At 44.2% G+C, this 16,667-nt stretch carries 15 protein-coding genes; 14 read left to right on the top strand and 1 reads right to left on the bottom strand.

What is annotated here, in order from left to right:
• The first annotated feature begins 163 nt into the window (after window positions 1–163).
• The 12 genes from rnc to DY78_RS16100 all read left to right on the top strand — a co-directional run bounded on the left by rnc (window position 164) and on the right by DY78_RS16100 (window position 11,926).
• Window positions 164–865 carry a ribonuclease III gene (gene rnc / locus DY78_RS05760; protein WP_024625612.1) on the top strand — a complete coding sequence of 234 codons (702 nt, stop codon included), beginning with the start codon at window positions 164–166 and terminating at the stop codon, window positions 863–865.
• Between the two features lie 44 nt (window positions 866–909).
• Complete coding sequence (gene smc / locus DY78_RS05755; RefSeq protein ID WP_024625613.1) at window positions 910–4,479, top strand: chromosome segregation protein SMC; 3,570 nt, start codon at window positions 910–912, stop codon at window positions 4,477–4,479.
• Between the two features lie 17 nt (window positions 4,480–4,496).
• A complete protein-coding gene (ftsY, locus tag DY78_RS05750) occupies window positions 4,497–5,933 on the top strand; it encodes a signal recognition particle-docking protein FtsY (protein ID WP_024625614.1) in 1,437 nt (478 codons plus the stop codon).
• A gap of 722 nt (window positions 5,934–6,655) precedes the next feature.
• Window positions 6,656–7,003 carry a putative DNA-binding protein gene (locus DY78_RS05745; RefSeq protein WP_024625615.1) on the top strand — a complete coding sequence of 116 codons (348 nt, stop codon included), beginning with the start codon at window positions 6,656–6,658 and terminating at the stop codon, window positions 7,001–7,003.
• Between the two features lie 21 nt (window positions 7,004–7,024).
• Window positions 7,025–8,482, top strand: a complete 1,458-nt coding sequence (gene ffh, locus DY78_RS05740; RefSeq protein WP_024625616.1) for a signal recognition particle protein — start codon at window positions 7,025–7,027, stop codon at window positions 8,480–8,482.
• 96 nt (window positions 8,483–8,578) lie between these two features.
• Window positions 8,579–8,851, top strand: a complete 273-nt coding sequence (gene rpsP / locus DY78_RS05735; protein WP_003638633.1) for a 30S ribosomal protein S16 — start codon at window positions 8,579–8,581, stop codon at window positions 8,849–8,851.
• Between the two features lie 17 nt (window positions 8,852–8,868).
• Window positions 8,869–9,126, top strand: a complete 258-nt coding sequence (khpA, locus tag DY78_RS05730) for an RNA-binding protein KhpA (protein ID WP_024625617.1) — start codon at window positions 8,869–8,871, stop codon at window positions 9,124–9,126.
• A gap of 130 nt (window positions 9,127–9,256) precedes the next feature.
• On the top strand, window positions 9,257–9,781 hold the full coding sequence (gene rimM / locus DY78_RS05725) for a ribosome maturation factor RimM (RefSeq protein WP_024625618.1): 525 nt from the start codon (window positions 9,257–9,259) through the stop codon (window positions 9,779–9,781).
• Window positions 9,781–10,521 carry a tRNA (guanosine(37)-N1)-methyltransferase TrmD gene (gene trmD, locus DY78_RS05720; RefSeq protein ID WP_024625619.1) on the top strand — a complete coding sequence of 247 codons (741 nt, stop codon included), beginning with the start codon at window positions 9,781–9,783 and terminating at the stop codon, window positions 10,519–10,521. The genes rimM and trmD overlap by 1 nt, the downstream gene beginning before the upstream one ends.
• 128 nt (window positions 10,522–10,649) lie before the next feature.
• Window positions 10,650–11,006, top strand: a complete 357-nt coding sequence (gene rplS / locus DY78_RS05715; protein WP_024625620.1) for a 50S ribosomal protein L19 — start codon at window positions 10,650–10,652, stop codon at window positions 11,004–11,006.
• 115 nt (window positions 11,007–11,121) lie between these two features.
• Window positions 11,122–11,703, top strand: a complete 582-nt coding sequence (locus DY78_RS05710) for a cysteine hydrolase family protein (protein WP_024625621.1) — start codon at window positions 11,122–11,124, stop codon at window positions 11,701–11,703.
• A gap of 67 nt (window positions 11,704–11,770) precedes the next feature.
• Window positions 11,771–11,926 carry a hypothetical protein gene (locus DY78_RS16100; RefSeq protein WP_156093433.1) on the top strand — a complete coding sequence of 52 codons (156 nt, stop codon included), beginning with the start codon at window positions 11,771–11,773 and terminating at the stop codon, window positions 11,924–11,926.
• Between the two features lie 26 nt (window positions 11,927–11,952).
• Here DY78_RS16100 and DY78_RS05705 read toward each other — a convergent pair whose 3' ends face one another.
• Complete coding sequence (locus DY78_RS05705) at window positions 11,953–12,852, bottom strand: LysR family transcriptional regulator (protein ID WP_024625622.1); 900 nt, start codon at window positions 12,850–12,852, stop codon at window positions 11,953–11,955.
• A 203-nt stretch (window positions 12,853–13,055) separates the two neighbouring features.
• Here DY78_RS05705 and DY78_RS05700 point away from each other — a divergent pair, with 203 nt between their 5' ends.
• Both DY78_RS05700 and DY78_RS05695 read left to right on the top strand, forming a co-directional pair.
• Complete coding sequence (locus tag DY78_RS05700; RefSeq protein ID WP_024625623.1) at window positions 13,056–14,588, top strand: FAD-dependent oxidoreductase; 1,533 nt, start codon at window positions 13,056–13,058, stop codon at window positions 14,586–14,588.
• 425 nt (window positions 14,589–15,013) lie between these two features.
• The gene (locus DY78_RS05695) at window positions 15,014–16,384 is read left to right on the top strand and encodes a dTMP kinase (protein WP_024625624.1); all 1,371 of its coding nucleotides are present in this window, start codon (window positions 15,014–15,016) and stop codon (window positions 16,382–16,384) included.
• Window positions 16,385–16,667: the final 283 nt, after the last annotated feature.

The following is a 16,667-nucleotide window of genomic DNA, read 5'->3' as shown; positions in this document are numbered from 1 at the left end:
TTTATAAATGTTCTAATATTATTTTTATTGGTGTTTCAGAGTGATGATTGCGAGAGAAGCCTACCGTACCGGGATTAAGACGCTATTTTGGTGGGATATTGGGCGAATTTATAGTATAATGTTGTATTGTATCGATATTTTAAAACCAGAAAGGATTGCACAAATGATAACTGAATTAGCAGCGATGTTGAAGGAACGTTTTGGGATTGTCTTTAATAACGAAGATTTATTAGCGGAAGCCTTTACCCAAGCCTCTTACGTCAACGAACATCAAGAACAAAATTTAAAATTTTATGAACGGGTCGAATTTTTGGGAGATGCCGTCTTGGAATTAGCCGTTTCCGAGTATTTATACAAACGCTATAAAGACATGCCCCAAGGTAAGTTGACTCGCCTCAGAGCAGCGATGGTCTGTGAAGACAGCTTCGCTAGCTTTGCCCGCGAGTGTGACTTTCCCAAATATATTCGTTTAGGTAAAGGGGAACAAAAAGCTAAGGCTTGGGAGCGTGATTCCTTACTGTGTGATATTTTTGAATCCTTTGTCGGCGCTTTATATTTAGACCAAGGTCGCGAGCCCGTATTGAAGTTCGTCCATCAAGTGATCTTTCCTAAGTTGGACGAAGGCCGTTTTGACGGGGTTTTTGATTATAAGACGACTTTACAAGAATACTTACAACGTGATGGCGACGTGCAAATTGATTACAACTTGATCGAACAAGACGGTCCCGCCAACGAACGTTCGTATGAGATTGCCGTGTTAGCCGATGGGCAAAAAATCGGTGAAGGTTGGGGTCATTCGAAAAAAGAAGCGGAACAAAGTGCGGCGCGCCAAGCGTACAGCAAATTGCAACAAAAGCAAGATTAAACTAGTTTAACGGACTAAGACTATTTACAGGAAGTTTGTGTCGAATGCAACTTAAATCATTAGAAATCAGCGGCTTTAAATCATTTGCCGATAAAACGAAAATTGATTTTCAAGCCGGTATGACTGGCATTGTCGGCCCAAACGGTAGTGGTAAGAGTAACATTATCGAAGCGATTCGCTGGGTTTTGGGTGAACAAGCCGTCAAAAGCTTACGGGGGACAAAAATGTCCGATGTCATCTTTGCCGGTTCGGCGCACCGTAAGCCGTTAAATATGGCGAAAGTGACGATTACGTTTGATAACAGTGATCACTTTTTACCACTCGACTATGCCGAAGTCAGTATTACGCGGAAACTATTCCGCAATGGCGACAGTGAATATTTGATTAATAATCAAGCTTGTCGTTTAAAAGATATTACGAATTTAATGGTCGATACCGGTTTAGGTAAAGATTCATTTTCCGTAATCTCGCAAGGCCGGGTTGAAGCGGTGTTTAACGCCAAGCCGGAAGATCGCCGTAGCATCATTGAAGATGTTGCCGGCGTTTTGAAGTATAAAAAAGATAAAATCACGACGGAAAATAAATTAGTGGAAACGACGGACTATTTGGACCGGGTCAACGATATTATCGCCGAACTCGAACAACAAAAAGGCCCGCTGGAAGAACAAGCTAGTTTGGCACGTGATTATCAAGACCAAAAGCAAAAATTTGATTATTTAGACCGCTCGCGCCTAGTCAAAAAAGTCACGATTGCGCATGACCAATTAGTGACCGTTAACGAAAAGTTGGCGCAGGCGAAGACGTTAGTCCAGCAATATCAAACGGCGGCTGATGCCGATGCGACCAAGATGGCCGAGCTCAAAAAAGCGCAAGCGGAACAGCTCCGCCTAAAAGATGAGTTAGCCACTAAAAACTTGGCGTTGACCAAGACGATTGAAAATACGCAAGGTCAACAAGGGGTCGATGCGGAACGCCAGCAAAATCAGCAAGCAACCCAAAAACGGCTGCAAGCGGAGCTAGCGGCCGCCGAACAACGCTTAGTGGAACTGGCCGACCAAAAGGCTCAGTTAACCAAACAGTTGGCGGACCAAAAAGCGCAAGTTGCGGCGTTACAAACGTCGGTTGATGACTTGACCACGGCGACCAGTGAAGCCGGTCGCCAACAATTGGCCGACCAGTTGACTAAACTGCGTAATGCATTTATTGATGAAAAGCAAACGCAGGCCTCGTTAAATAACGAAGCGAAAAACTTAGTCAAACAGCAGCAACAAACTGGCTCACAAACAGATGCTTTAGCCCAACGCTTGGCGACGGCGCAAGCCAGTTTGAAACAAGCTGAAACGCAAGTTGATGTGCAAAATCATGACCAAAGCGAACTCAGCAATCAAGTGGCGCACCAACAAGCCGTTTTACAGCAACAACGCCAACAGCTAAAAACAACTGCCAAAAATATCGATACCCAACAACAACGGTGGTTCGATGCGGCTGGCATGATGCAAAAAGCCAAATCGCAACTGGAAAGTATTCAGGCGGTCCAAGAACGTTACACGAATTTCTATGCTGGTGTCCGGATGATTTTGCAGCACCGCAGTCAGTTGCCTGGAATTGCCGGGGCCGTCTCAGAATTACTGACGGTACCAGCTGACTACACTAAAGCCATTGAAGTTGCTTTAGGTGGCCAGTTGCAAAACATTGTCTGTGATACGCAAGCGTCGGCGAAGGCCGGCGTCAACTTCTTGAAGCAAAACCATGCGGGTCGGGCGACATTTTTACCGGTTGAACGGATTCAGTCCCGCCAACTGGCAGTTAATACTGAACAGGATTTGCAACAACAAGCTGGGTTTCTCGGGATTGCCAGTGAACTTGTGAACTGTGACCAACAATTTGTTGGTATCAAACGTTACTTGCTGGGGACGACTGTGGTGGTGGATACCTTGGACCACGCCATGGCCATTTCACGGACGCGGCGTTTCCGGTGTAAATTAGTCACGGTCGGCGGTGAAACGATTGCCGCTAGCGGGGCCATTACCGGTGGGGCGACTCGCCATGATGACAATGGCTTATTGCAACAGCAACAGCAAGCCGAAAAGTTGGCGGCCGACATTGAACAAATGCAAGCCGCGTTAGTCACGAGCGAACAAGCCTTAGAGAAGTCCAAACAAGCTAGCCAAGATTTAACGGCGCAAATTGAGACGAGCCAACAGCGTTTGAATACGCTCAATGGTGACTTGAGTCAGGCCCAGGCGGAACTAAAGGCGGCGCAGAGTGAACAGCAACGTTTGGCCCGCCAAGTTAAAGCCTTGGGTTACGAGCAACAACAACGCCAAAATGCTGACGATAGTTATGACGATCAAGTGGCTGCCAACCAAAAGGCTCTGGCCGCCAATGCTAAAAAGCTCGCAGATTATCAACAGCAGATGACGGAAATCGAGCAGCAACAACAAGACTATGAGCGCTACCAACAAACCCAAGCGGGTAAGTTGCAGACGCAGCGTGAACAGTTAGTCACCTTAAAAGAACGTTGTAAGCAAGCTCAACAGCAGTTAGCCCAATGTGACGCGGAAATTAAGCAACAACAAACGACGCAGACGACGGCAACGGCTAGTTTAGCGGAAGTCAAAACGAACCTTGCGAGTCAACAATTGTCGGTGCAAGAACGGACGACTATCTTGACGAAAGCGCGCGCGGAACAACAAAGTGTGGAAGCTAAGCAAGCGGATGCGCAGGATCAATTGGCGGACTTAAATGACGCCATTGAAGACTTCACGGATAAGCAAAAGCGGACGCAACAACTCGCTGCGGCGGCGACTGATGATTATCGCCGTTTAGAATTGAGTCAAACGAAGCTGACCGGTGAAGTGGACCATGCGACAGCCGACTTAGCTGAAAAGTATAGCTTGACCTTAGCGGCGGCTGAGACGGATGTCAGTGAGTTAGACTTGCCAGCCATTACTGAACAATTGAAGCTCTTGAAACGGGGCTTAGATGAGATTGGGACAGTCAATTTGGGCGCTATTGAAGAATTTGACCGCGTTTCGGAACGGTATAATTTCTTGAATGACCAAGCCGTGGACTTGAAAGCCTCCAAAGAACATCTGTTACAAACGATGGCTGACTTGGATACAACAGTTGCTAGCCGCTTTAAGACGGCTTTTGACCAAGTTGCGGAACAGTTTAGCGGTATCTTTAGCCAAATGTTTGGTGGGGGTCAAGCGCAATTAATTTTGACTGACCCAGAACACTTACTTACGAGTGGGGTCGATATTATGGCACAGCCACCGGGCAAGAAGTTCCAACGGTTGAGTTTGTTATCCGGCGGTGAACGCGCGTTAACGGCAATTACGTTGTTATTTGCCATTTTAGCCGTCCGACCAGTACCGTTTAGTATTTTAGATGAAGCCGAAGCGGCCTTAGATGACGCTAACGTTGACCGTTTTAGCCAATATTTGCACGATTTCCAGACGGGCACCCAGTTCGTCATCATTACGCACCGTAAAGGGACGATGATGCATGCGAATGTCTTATATGGTGTTACGATGGAAGAGTCTGGGGTCTCCAAGATGGTTTCGGTTTCCTTAGACGATTTAAAAGCTGATCAAAATATTGAACCATAAATAAAGGAGTGGAACCTATGGGATTATTTAGTCGCCTCAAAAAAGCCTTTAGTCTCCCTGAGTCCGACGAATCCGCAGCTGCTGACACGAGTCAAGCCGCGGAAAGTACGGCTAGTCAAGCCGAAGCTGGTACTAGTGATAGTACGGCGACTGCGACGACTAGTGAACAACCAGTCGAAAGTACCGCACCCGCGGCTGAAAGTGACGCACCCGTTGAATCGGCCGCAACTAGCACAGCCGTTGAAAGCAGCGCCAGTGAAACGGTGGCTGCCAGTGAACCAGCCATTAGTGAAGCGACGGCCAGTGAAGCCGCAGTGAGTGCGGCTGCCGATTCTGAAGTTGATGCGGTCGCTTCAGAAGCGCCAGTCACCAGCGAAGCACCGGTAGCCGAATCTGAGACTACCAGTGAAGCGCCTGAAACTGTAACTAAAGAAGCAGCCTCCGTGGCTGAAAGTGAAGCTCCCGCGGCGGAATCAACTGCGACGACGGACGATGCGGCAACGACTGATGACGAACCAACTGAAGCTGAACGTTATGACCAAGGCTTGAAGAAGTCACGGAAAACGTTTGGCGATCGCATCAATGCGTTTTTAGCGAACTTCCGCCATGTCGATGAAAACTTTTTCGACGAACTGGAAGATACGCTAATTGAATCCGATGTCGGTTACGAAACGGCGATGCGTATCAGTGATGAGCTACGCGACGAAGTTAAACTTAAAAATGCGAAGAGTAAAAAAGAGATTTCGAGTGTCATTGTTGAAAAATTAGTTGATATGTATGGTGAAGCTGGTGAAGGCGAAGATAATTCGATTCATATGGCGAAGTCTGGTCCGACTGTGATTTTATTTGTCGGCGTCAATGGTGCCGGTAAAACGACCACGATTGGTAAAATGGCGAATATGTACAAGCAACAAGGCAAGAAGGTCTTGTTAGCGGCGTGTGATACCTTTAGAGCCGGCGCCATTCAACAATTACAAGTTTGGGGTCAACGTGACGGCGTGGACGTCGTGGCGGGTCCTGAAAAGAGTGATCCAGCCTCAGTTTGTTTTGATGCCGTTAAGAAGGCGAAAGCCGAAGATTACGATATCTTGTTTGTTGATACCGCCGGACGCTTACAAAATAAGGTTAACTTGATGAACGAACTTGAAAAAATCAAGCGGGTCATCACGCGTGAAATTCCGGATGCCCCACAAGAAGTCTTGTTAGTCTTGGATGCGACCACCGGGCAAAACGCCTTGAATCAAGCTAAAATCTTTAACCAATCGACCGATGTGACGGGGATTGTGTTAACGAAGCTTGATGGGACAGCCCGTGGTGGGATCGTATTAGCCATTCGTAACGAATTACACTTAGTAGTGAAGTATGTGGGTCTCGGTGAAAAAGTGACCGATTTACGGCCATTCAACGCCAACGACTTCGTTTACGGCTTATTCAAAGATATTATCGCCGGCTAGTCAGGTTTGAAACGTTGAGACGATGCTATTGATTAGCAAATAATTGCCGCAGTTGGCTGACCGTAATTCCATCGGTCCTAGGACCGGTCCAAGCCTGAGGAGCGTCTTGAACCTCGCTTTTGAGCCCAAAAGGCAGGTCTCAAAAGACGCCCGTGGTGTAGACGGCCAAAAGACGGCCGTCAACGCCACCTTCAGGACGGATTCCATTACGGTCAACCAACTGCTAAATTCAGCTTAATGAAAGAAAACGCTCAGCACACATTGTTGCCGGGCGTTTTTGCTTATTTTTGATGAGCATTGACTAGCTTAAATGAGAACAAAAACGGGTTCTTTCTTGAAGCTGGTTATTGTCGCTGCCAGCAAGTTTGATTCTGGGATGATAATGGCGTTAGGCTAATTCAGTTTGATGGTCGGTACCATTCTGTTTGTTTGCTATCGTGAAATACGGTTAACTCACAGTCATAATAACCACTTTTGAAAAAGAACCCCAAAACGTCTTAGCGATGTAAGATGCGCTCAAAAACGAAGTCAGCGTTTACCATTTGGCATCGGCTGATTTCAGCACGAGCGCACTTATTCATTGGATGACGGCTAACATTCGACGATTATCGTAAACTCTTTCATTTTTTACCTGAAAATGGCGGCTGAGAGTTGACGTATCAAGAAAAAATCGGTACTCTAAATTAGTATGTAGTCAAACCGTTAGCGTAAGGAGCTACCACATGGAAATCGAAAAAAATTATCGCATTAATTCGTTATTTGAGTTTTATGAACCATTATTAACGAATAAGCAAAAAGCTTATATTCAATTATATTATGGGGACGATTACTCATTGGGCGAAATCGCGGAAGAGTTTTCGGTTTCCCGCCAAGCCGTCTACGATAACATTAAACGGACTGAAAAAATTTTAGAAGGCTATGAGAGCAAGCTGAAATTATATCAGGCGTTTGTGGCGCGCAATGAACAAGTCGACGCCATTTCTGACTATATTAAGACCCATTATCATGGCGATGCAGCATTAATAAAAATGATTCAACAACTAGTCAACTTAGAAGCTGACTCAGAATAATATAAAGGTTAGGTGAAACTAATGGCATTTGAAGGCCTAACGGAACGTTTACAAAAAGCAATGACGAATCTCCGACGGAAAGGGAAAGTTTCCGAAAGTGATTTGCGGGACACGATGCGCGAAATTCGCTTGGCATTACTGGAAGCCGACGTTAACTTTACGGTCGTTAAAGACTTCGTTAAAACCGTACGGGAACGTGCTTTGGGGGCCAAAGTCCTCGAAGGATTAAATCCGGCCCAACAAATCGTTAAGATTGTTAATGAAGAATTAACTAAGACGATGGGTGAAAAAGCGGTACCGCTCAATAAATCCGACAAGATTCCAACCGTCATTATGATGGCTGGGTTACAAGGGGCCGGGAAAACGACCACTGTTGGGAAATTGGCATTAAAGCTCAAAAACGAAGAAAACGCGCGGCCATTAATGATTGCGGCCGACGTTTATCGGCCCGCCGCTATCCAACAATTACAACAAGTTGGTGAACAAATCGATGTGCCCGTTTTCCAAATGGGGACCGATGTTGACCCCGTTGAAATTGTGCGTCAAGGGATGGCGGAAGCTAAAGCTAATCATAATGACTATGTCTTTATTGATACGGCTGGGCGGTTGCAAATCGATGAACAATTAATGGATGAATTGGCTAATATTAAAGATTTAGTCCACCCGGATGAAATCTTGTTAGTCATTGATGCCATGACCGGGCAAAACGCCGTCAACACCGCTGAAGGGTTTGACCAACGGCTCGATGTGAACGGGGTTGTTTTGACCAAGTTAGATGGGGATACCCGTGGTGGGGCCGCGTTATCAATTCGCGCCGTCACTGGCAAACCAATCAAGTTCGTTGGTCAAGGTGAAAAGATGACCGATCTCGATGTCTTCCATCCGGACCGCATGGCGGATCGCATCTTAGGCATGGGTGACATGTTGACCTTGATTGAAAAGGCTCAACAACAATACGACGAAAAACAAGCTGAAGAAATGAACATGAAGATTCGTGAAAACACGTTCGACTTCAATGACTTCATTGACCAACTTGACCAAGTCGATAAGATGGGGAATATGGAAGATATCATGAAGATGATTCCCGGGATGGCGAACAACCCGGCGATGAAGAACTTCAATATGGACCCGAAAGATATTGCTCATATCCGTGCCATTGTGTATTCAATGACCAAGCAAGAAAAAGAAGATCCGGATATTTTGAATCCTTCGCGACGCCGGCGGATTGCGGCCGGTTCTGGTCGCCCAATACACGAAGTTAACCGCATGATCAAACAATTCAACCAAACGAAAAAGATGATGAATCAAATGTCGAAAGGCAATTTCGCTGGGATGGAAGGTTTGATGGGCGGTGCTGGCAACGGTGGTGGCGGTATCGGTGGCAAGATGCAACAGATGGCCATGAAACGCATGGTTCGCCAGACCCAAAAGAAGAAAAAGAAGCGCTTAGCCCAAGCTATGCGCCGGCGGAAACGCTAATTTTAAACATTTTTTAGCCTGTCAAGAAAAAGTCCTTTACAAGCTATTGAATTACTGGTATATTATTATCTGTTAAAGAATTCGGGAGGTGTTTAAATGTCAGTCAAGATTCGTTTAAAGCGGATGGGTTCAAAGAAAAATCCATTTTACCGGATTGTTGTTGCGGATTCACGTTCACCACGTGATGGTCGTTTTATCGCCCAAGTCGGCACATACAACCCACTTACAGAACCAGCCCAAGTTAAACTTGAAGAGGAAGATATCCTCGGTTGGTTAAACAATGGTGCCCAACCTTCAGATACGGTTAAGAATATCTTATCTAAAGCCGGTATCATGAAGAAGTACCACGAAGCTAAGTTCACTAAATAATAAAGCGGTAATAGATCATGGCAGATATTAAAGCTTTAATCACCACGGTCGTCACCCCATTAGTTCAATATCCGGACGATATCACGATTGATTTCAAAGAAACCAATCGATACTTGGAATATAACTTAACGGTTAATCCCGAAGATATCGGTCGTGTTATTGGGCGACAAGGACGAGTTGCTTCGGCAATTCGGACGATCGTGTATAGTGTCCGAGTTTCAGGACCTAAACGTGTTCGTCTTACGATCGAAGATGGACAATCAAAAAACTCTTGAGCGAAGCAGTGATGTTTTGTTCGAGAGTTTTTTATTAGACTTAAAAGTTGTGTATTTGTGGTGGTTGGCTGATAATTAAACCCAACTAAAAAAGTTAATTAAAGTTAAATTGCAATTTGAGGAGGTACCAATGGATTACTATCGAGTCGGAACCTTAGTGAACACCCACGGCATTCGCGGTGAAGTGAAAGTGGTGGTGGTGACGGACTTTCCTGAGAAGCGTTTTGTAAAGGGCCAAGAATTGGTCTTGTTCAAAGATATTAATGCGACAACCGGGGGCGTACCTGTCACGATTGAAAAGGCCCGTGCCAATAAGGGGTTAGTTTTTCTGACCTTTAAAGGGCTCAATAACATTAATGATGTTGAAAAGTATAAAACTTGGACGATTAAAGTGCCGGCAGAAGCTTTGCAAGACTTACCTGAAGGCGAATATTACTACCATCAAATCATCGGTTTAACCGTGGTAACGACTGACGGTGAAACTTTGGGCACGATTAAAGAAATCATGTCACCGGGCGCTAATGACGTTTGGGTTGTCCAACGTGACCATGGTCAAAGTGATGTCTTGTTGCCCAAAATTCCGCAAGTTATCAAGACGGTTGATTTAGCGGCTGGTCAAGTGACGGTCGAATTGATGGAAGGGTTGATCGACTAATGCGGATTGATATTTTAAGTTTGTTCCCGCAGATGTTTGAGGGCCCGTTGCATGAATCAATGATTGGGAATGCCGTTGAAAATAACGTGATTGACGTTGGCGTGACCAACTTCCGCGATTTTACGACTGATAAGCATAATCACGTTGATGATTATCCTTATGGTGGTGGTGCCGGGATGTTACTGCAACCACAACCGATTTTTGACGCGTTAGCGGATGTTAATGCCAAACATCCCGAACCGGGACGGGTTATTTTACTCGATCCGGCCGGCTATCAGTTCAATCAAAAGGTCGCTGAAGACTTTGCTAAAGAAGACCACTTAACGTTTATCTGTGGCCATTATGAGGGCTATGACGAACGTATCCGGTCACTCGTGACTGATGAAGTGTCCTTGGGCGACTATGTCTTGACCGGGGGCGAATTAGGGGCGATGGTGATGATTGATGCGACCGTCCGTTTGATTCCAGGGGTGTTAGGCAATTCAGAATCGGCGCCCGGCGATTCATTTTCATCGGGATTATTAGAGTATCCCCAATACACCCGTCCGGCCGATTTTCGTGGCATGACCGTGCCAGACATCTTATTGAGCGGGGACCATGGTAAAATCGATGACTGGCGCTTAGAACAAGCTTTAAAGCGGACCTATGAACGTCGACCAGATATGTTAGCCAAAATGCAGTTATCTGGCAAAGAAAAACAAATGTTAGCGGATATTAAATCGGACGCTGAAGGCTACTAAGGTTTTAATTAAAAAATTCTTGCATCTGTCGTGGCGGATGTGGTATTCTATTTATTGGCTATTATGCCCATTAACGACATTCCGCTGACCAAGCTGTCACGAATATCGGCGAAAGGAAGAAACATATTATGCGTCAAAACTCATTGATCGAAAAGATCACTAATGAACAACTCCGGACAGATATCCCTGATTTCCGTGCCGGTGATACGATCCGCGTTCACGCCCGTGTCGTTGAAGGTACTCGCGAACGGATCCAATTATTTGAAGGTGTCGTTATTAAGCGTCACGGTTCTGGTATCAGCGAAACTTATACTGTTCGTAAGATCAGTAACGGTGTCGGTGTTGAACGGACTTTCCCATTACACACTCCTCGGGTTGCAGCGATTGATATCGTTCGCCAAGGTCGTGTACGTCGCGCTAAGTTATACTACTTACGTGAATTACATGGTAAAGCTGCTCGTATCCCAGAACGTCGTCGCGGCTAAATCAACGCAATTTAAACTTAATCAGGTGGCTTAGGTCATTGATTGAGTTATGGCAGTCAACCGATTTTTCGGTTGGCTTTTTTTTTCACGGCTGAAAGAGAAAGTGAGTGCTTAAATGACTGATAAACTAGATTTACGGCAAACGGCGTTAGTGATCGTTGATTTGCAAGATAATATTTTGGATGCCCAACCATTATATCCCCGCGATGCGCAACAAGTGTTGGCGGCTAATAATCAATTGGTAGCGGCGTTAAAGAACACCCCAGCTTTAATTGCCTTAGTTGGTGTTAAGATGGCTACATTTCGACAATTGTATCCGTTTGTGAGTGGACCAGATGAACGGGACTTGGACCATGCCGGGGATGATGGCAAATTAGCGCTGGAGATTGCCAATGACGCTGATGCGACTAATGTGGTCAAGATTACTAAGCACAATCCGGGGGCATTCTTTGGCACCGACTTGGACTTACAGTTACGCCGCCACGGCATTCAAAATATTATTTTAACGGGCGTCTCTACGTCCAATGGGGTATATGCGACCGCGTTGGATGCGTTTCAAAATGCCTATCAGTTAATTGTTGTCGAAGATGCATGTGCGGACCGTAAATTAGTTCGGCATCAATTTTTCTTTGATGAAATGTTTGACCGGTTAGGAACGGTGACGACGCTGGCGGAATTGTTGCCGCGGTTGCAATGATTTGGAAAGTGCTAATCGACGCTATTGATAAGCGATTGTTGCTATACTAGTGGCAAGAGGTGGCGTTATGATTAACGATGAACACAAGTATCCTGACATCTGGAATGATGATCCTGAACAAATTGCTGCTTTTAATCGTGAGATTGGCTCACAAGATGACGGTGCTGACTATGGACGCGAAGCTGCTGATGCGATGGATGAGCAAATTACCGACAAAAACTAAGCAACGTTGACCGCTGGCCATGTTGCTTAGTTTTTTTGTTGCAATGAATCGTAACGTTGAACTTGTTTGATGAATTTTAATGCAATTGGGGCGGGATGGTCGGCTAAGGTGGCGATGCCATAAGCGAGTGGCGTGGTCACGTTGAGGGGAACAATCTTGAAGCTGGCTTGACTGGCACAAGTAATAAAGTTGGGCATGACGCAGCTCCCCAGACCCGCGGCTACCATGGTTGTAGCGGTCGTGACATTATCAGCGTAAGTCAAATCGGCATCCGGACAAGCTTTTTTTAGTTGGTCTTGCATTTGTAATTGTAATGGTGGACACCAATCATTAGTCAACATGATTAGGTTTTGCTGGTCAAGATTGTACAAATCAAGTTGTTGCGCAGCACTTAATGGGTTTGATTGAGGAATTAACGCACAAAAGTAACCTGTGACTAGCGGGGTGAAATGAATCTGCGGTGTATCGGCGACGTCATCTTGAGTCGTAAAGATCAAATCACATTCTTGGTTAAGTAGATGTTGCTTGAGTTGGTTGTGATTAAAAGTCTCCAAGTAAAGTTTAATTTGGTCATCAGTATCACAAAAGTTACGAATAATTAGCGGCAGTAGGTGGGCTTCAAAAGTCGTGCCGGTTGTACCAATCGTGAGATTGCTGCGTTCACGTTGATAAATTTCCCGGCTGTCAATGACTGCTTTGTCGAAGTTGGCAAGGACGGCTTCGATGCGTTGTTCAAACGCGGCGCCACTTCTAGTGAGACTAACTTGCCGTTTCGTACGATTAAATAATGTGAATCCAAGTTCGTTTTCAATTGACTTGATTGCTTGGGAAACGGCAGACTGAGAAATGTTCATTGTTTTGGCCGTCAATGAAAAATTCAAAGTTTGTGCCAAATTGGTAAAGATTTTTAAGTGATCAATATTCAAAAAAGTCACCTTCAATTTAGTTATCAGTTTTCCTTATTAATAATAACATTTTTGCGTTTCACGGGCGCTTTTTATCGTGATAACATGAACAATGTAAACGATAACAATCTAGCCTTGACTAATCAGAGATGACTAAGTAAGGATTAGTCAAAGTCAGATGATTGATTTATTTAATTAAGTGTTCACAAATTGGAGGGTTAATTATGAGTAATCAATGGAACGTTGATCATTTTGATTTTGACGGTACGGTCAGTGCAACCGTCACGACTGATGTGCTAGTGGTTGGAGCGGGAAATGCCGGTATGATGGCGGCCGCGGCTGCGGCAGAAAAACACGCGCAAGTCATGGTGATTGAAAAAGAAGCCACCATTAATTTGTTGCGCTTAGGCTTAGGTGCGGTTGGGACAAATGCGCAAAAGCGCGCCGGCTTAACGATTAACAAGTATGATTTAGTGGAATATTTGGCGGCGTTTGCGCAACATAACGTTGACGAAGGGTTGCTCTACCATTGGGCGAACCATAGTGCGGAAGCCGTTAATTGGGTCGAAGATAATATTTTGAAGCCACACGGGGCCCATTTACGTTCTGAACCGGATGCAATGGTCACTAGTAGCGCTTATGAAGGCTTTCCAACTGAAAATGATCCGACTATTGATGATCAGACCTTTGCCTCTTACGGTGACTGGTTCCAAGAAAAAGTTACCGATATGGGTGTTGACTTGAAGTTTAACACAGCGTTAGTTGAATTAGTCAAGACGGATGATGTCGTGACCGGAGCAATTGTTAAAGATTTGACGACGGGGGCCTATTTGCAAGTTAATGCTAGCAAAGGTGTTATCTTATGTACGGGCGGTTATTCGGCCAATAAAGACTTGTTGAAGGCTTGGAATCCGTTAGCATTAAAGAAGAATGTTTATAATGATAGCCCACGCAATAACGGTGCCGGGATTACGTCGGCGTTAAACGTGGGTGCTATTAAGGATGAAGAACCGGCAGAATGTATTTTTGACCGCGGCTTAGTTCCCGTTGGCACTAAAACTGATGATATGTTTGTTCAAACGGCGACCTATCAAGATTGGCTCTGGCTGGGAAGTCATCCGTTACTGAAAGTCAACTTACGTGGGCAACGCTTCGCCAATGAATCCGTCCCATATCAATTCATTGTTAATGCGGCCAGCAAACAACCAGGCTACTTATATGCCATGATTTGGGATGCCAATTACGGTGAGTATGCGAAACAATTCCACACATTAGGTTGTGCGCGGGTCGGTTTTCCAGGGTACATGGCCAGTGCTGAAAAACTGGAAGCCGATACGCAACAATACGTTGATAAAGGTTTAGTCGTTAAAGCCGATACGATTGAAGAACTCGCCGAAAAGTTGCAGCTACCAGTTGATGCGTTGAAGACAACCGTGGCCCGGAACAATGAACTTGTTAAAGACAACATTGACCAAGACTTTGGTAAAGAAGCTTATCGCTTAACGCCAGTGGAGCAAAAGCCTTATTATGGCTGTATTCTTGGCGGCCGAATCTTGTGTACTTCCGATGGCTTACGGGTCAATAAGCAAATGGCTGTCATTAATGAAAAGTATGAACCAATCAAGCATTTGTACGCTGCCGGTAACGATAGTGGGGGCTTCTTCTTTGGCAGTTATCCTGACCGAGTACCGGGCTTGGCGGCAAGCCACGCGCAGACGTTTGGTCGTTTAGCGGGTCAACAAGCTGCAGCAAATTAAAAAAATGAATAAGCTAATCACACAAATTCAAAAAGGCTGCGGTATCTCTTCGATATCGAAGCTTTTTTGTAACGAATTAGTTTTTTTGCCGAAGTATTAAAAATAAATGGCATTCAACACATCTTTTTTTAATAATATACTAATATTTAGCGTGAATCTCATCCATTATGAAGAGGACTATTATTGATTTTTGCGGAATGCGGTGTAAATTCGAACGAGACGACTGCCTGCGTGGGTTAATAAATTAAGAACGAAGGTAGTCGTCGGTATACATTCGGTAACAATGGTTCAATATATTGTATCCGAGCACTATGTACTATTCGGTGAGCTTTAAGTATGTTGGTGAGGGCCGGCAAGCAGTGAAAAAGCATTCCATGGTAGCTCAGACGGCCTGAAAATTATATTTTAATTTGGAAGTGGTTTTGATGTTAGTGGCATTTGAAGGTATTGATGGTGCATGTAAGACAACTGTCATGAAGTTATTGAAGCAAAGAAAAAATGTTTCTCAGTATGAATTTTGTGAAATGTTTGAATCTCCGTTAGGTGGAGCATTACATGAAATATTAGAAAATAAGGGCGCAAACTTAGCAAAAAAATATTCTCTTGCAGCGGATTGGGCTTGGATATACGAAAATAAAACCATCCCGGCACTTAAGGCGAATAAGATTGTTATTTGGAACCACTATGCTGACTATGCATTAGCTTATCGTTATGCAGAAGAAAACTCCGAAGACAGTGATACTCATGACTTTGTTCATAAAATCAATATTCCCTTTAAAAAGCCTGATTTGACTTTTTACTTTCATATAGATGAACAAACTTCTAGGAAGCGCACTTCGTCACAGAATCGTAAATGCTTACATACCACCGAATTTCTTAGGCGAGTTAACAAGTTTTATGAAAACAAAGTTCAAGTAGATTCTACATATATTGAAATTGATGCTTCTCAACCCATCGAACAGGTCTATGAGTTTGTGAATAGCATTCTGCAGACTTTTGAATTTCATAAGAGTAGTCTTTTGAAAATCAATCACGCACGAGCAGATATGTTAGTTAGACTACTAAATAAGCAGTACTATAATGATTCATTCTTCTTAGGAGCTCAGGCTAATTTAATCGGCAATCAGGTCCCCAAAGGTGTCGAAAAAGGTTCAAAATTTCATGCTCGTTTTTTGTATTACATCGCTTGTAACGATCATGGGTTAAAATCCAATAATATGTATGAGAAAGCTAAACGATTGTATGAAGAACACTCAGAATACTTTGACCCAAACACGATTATTAATTTAAGCGAAGATGATATCTTTAATGCTATCGTTAAAAGGTTAGGTGCCAGGTATCCCAATGCGCTACTACGCTCATGGATAGAAAACACAAACTTCATCATTCAGAACTATGGCGGTGAACCAATTAATTTATTTACCAGTACTAATGATGCCTATGAGCTACTGAAAAACATTAAGAAATTAAGAGGGTATGGCCCGAAAATCAGTGGGATGCTGGTGCGGGCTATTCATGGTTTGAAATTTAACCCGGCGTTGAAAAATATGGCGGCAGTTCTAGTTCCAGTGGATATACATGATGCTAGAATTCTGTTCAAAACCGGTGTATTTTCTGTACCGGAGTCCCCAAAATTTGATTATTACGATTATGTCTTACCGGCCCAAAAAGAACTTTTATCGGCATGCAATCGGAACAGATTGGACTGGACGATTGTTGACAAGGCCCTGTGGCTAATCGGGTCTCATAATAAAACTGACAGCTTAGTAAGGGCAGTTATGAAAGCCAATGGATAGTTACTTAAATGTGCGTTACTATGTTTTACAATGATGCAGTGTATAATTATGTGTTCCATAATTTTATTCATTAAGAATCTAGTGGATTTCGGCACACCAATCTGAGAATTATTATTGATTGCGGTTCTTGGCAACACTATTTTTTAATTCGAGTACTGGGCAACAAAATTCGTTGGTTCAAAATATGATTAATTCTCATGAAAAAAATACCGAATACCAATATTTAGTAACAAGGTAGATTGTAAAATTAATCCGAACGCTGTTCGGACAAAAAAGATCAGCT

Source organism: Lactiplantibacillus fabifermentans DSM 21115, assembly GCF_000498955.2.
In the GTDB taxonomy this organism is placed as follows: domain Bacteria; phylum Bacillota; class Bacilli; order Lactobacillales; family Lactobacillaceae; genus Lactiplantibacillus; species Lactiplantibacillus fabifermentans.
Note: the sequence above shows the minus strand (reverse complement) of the source record. Positions and strands in the feature narration are given on the sequence as shown.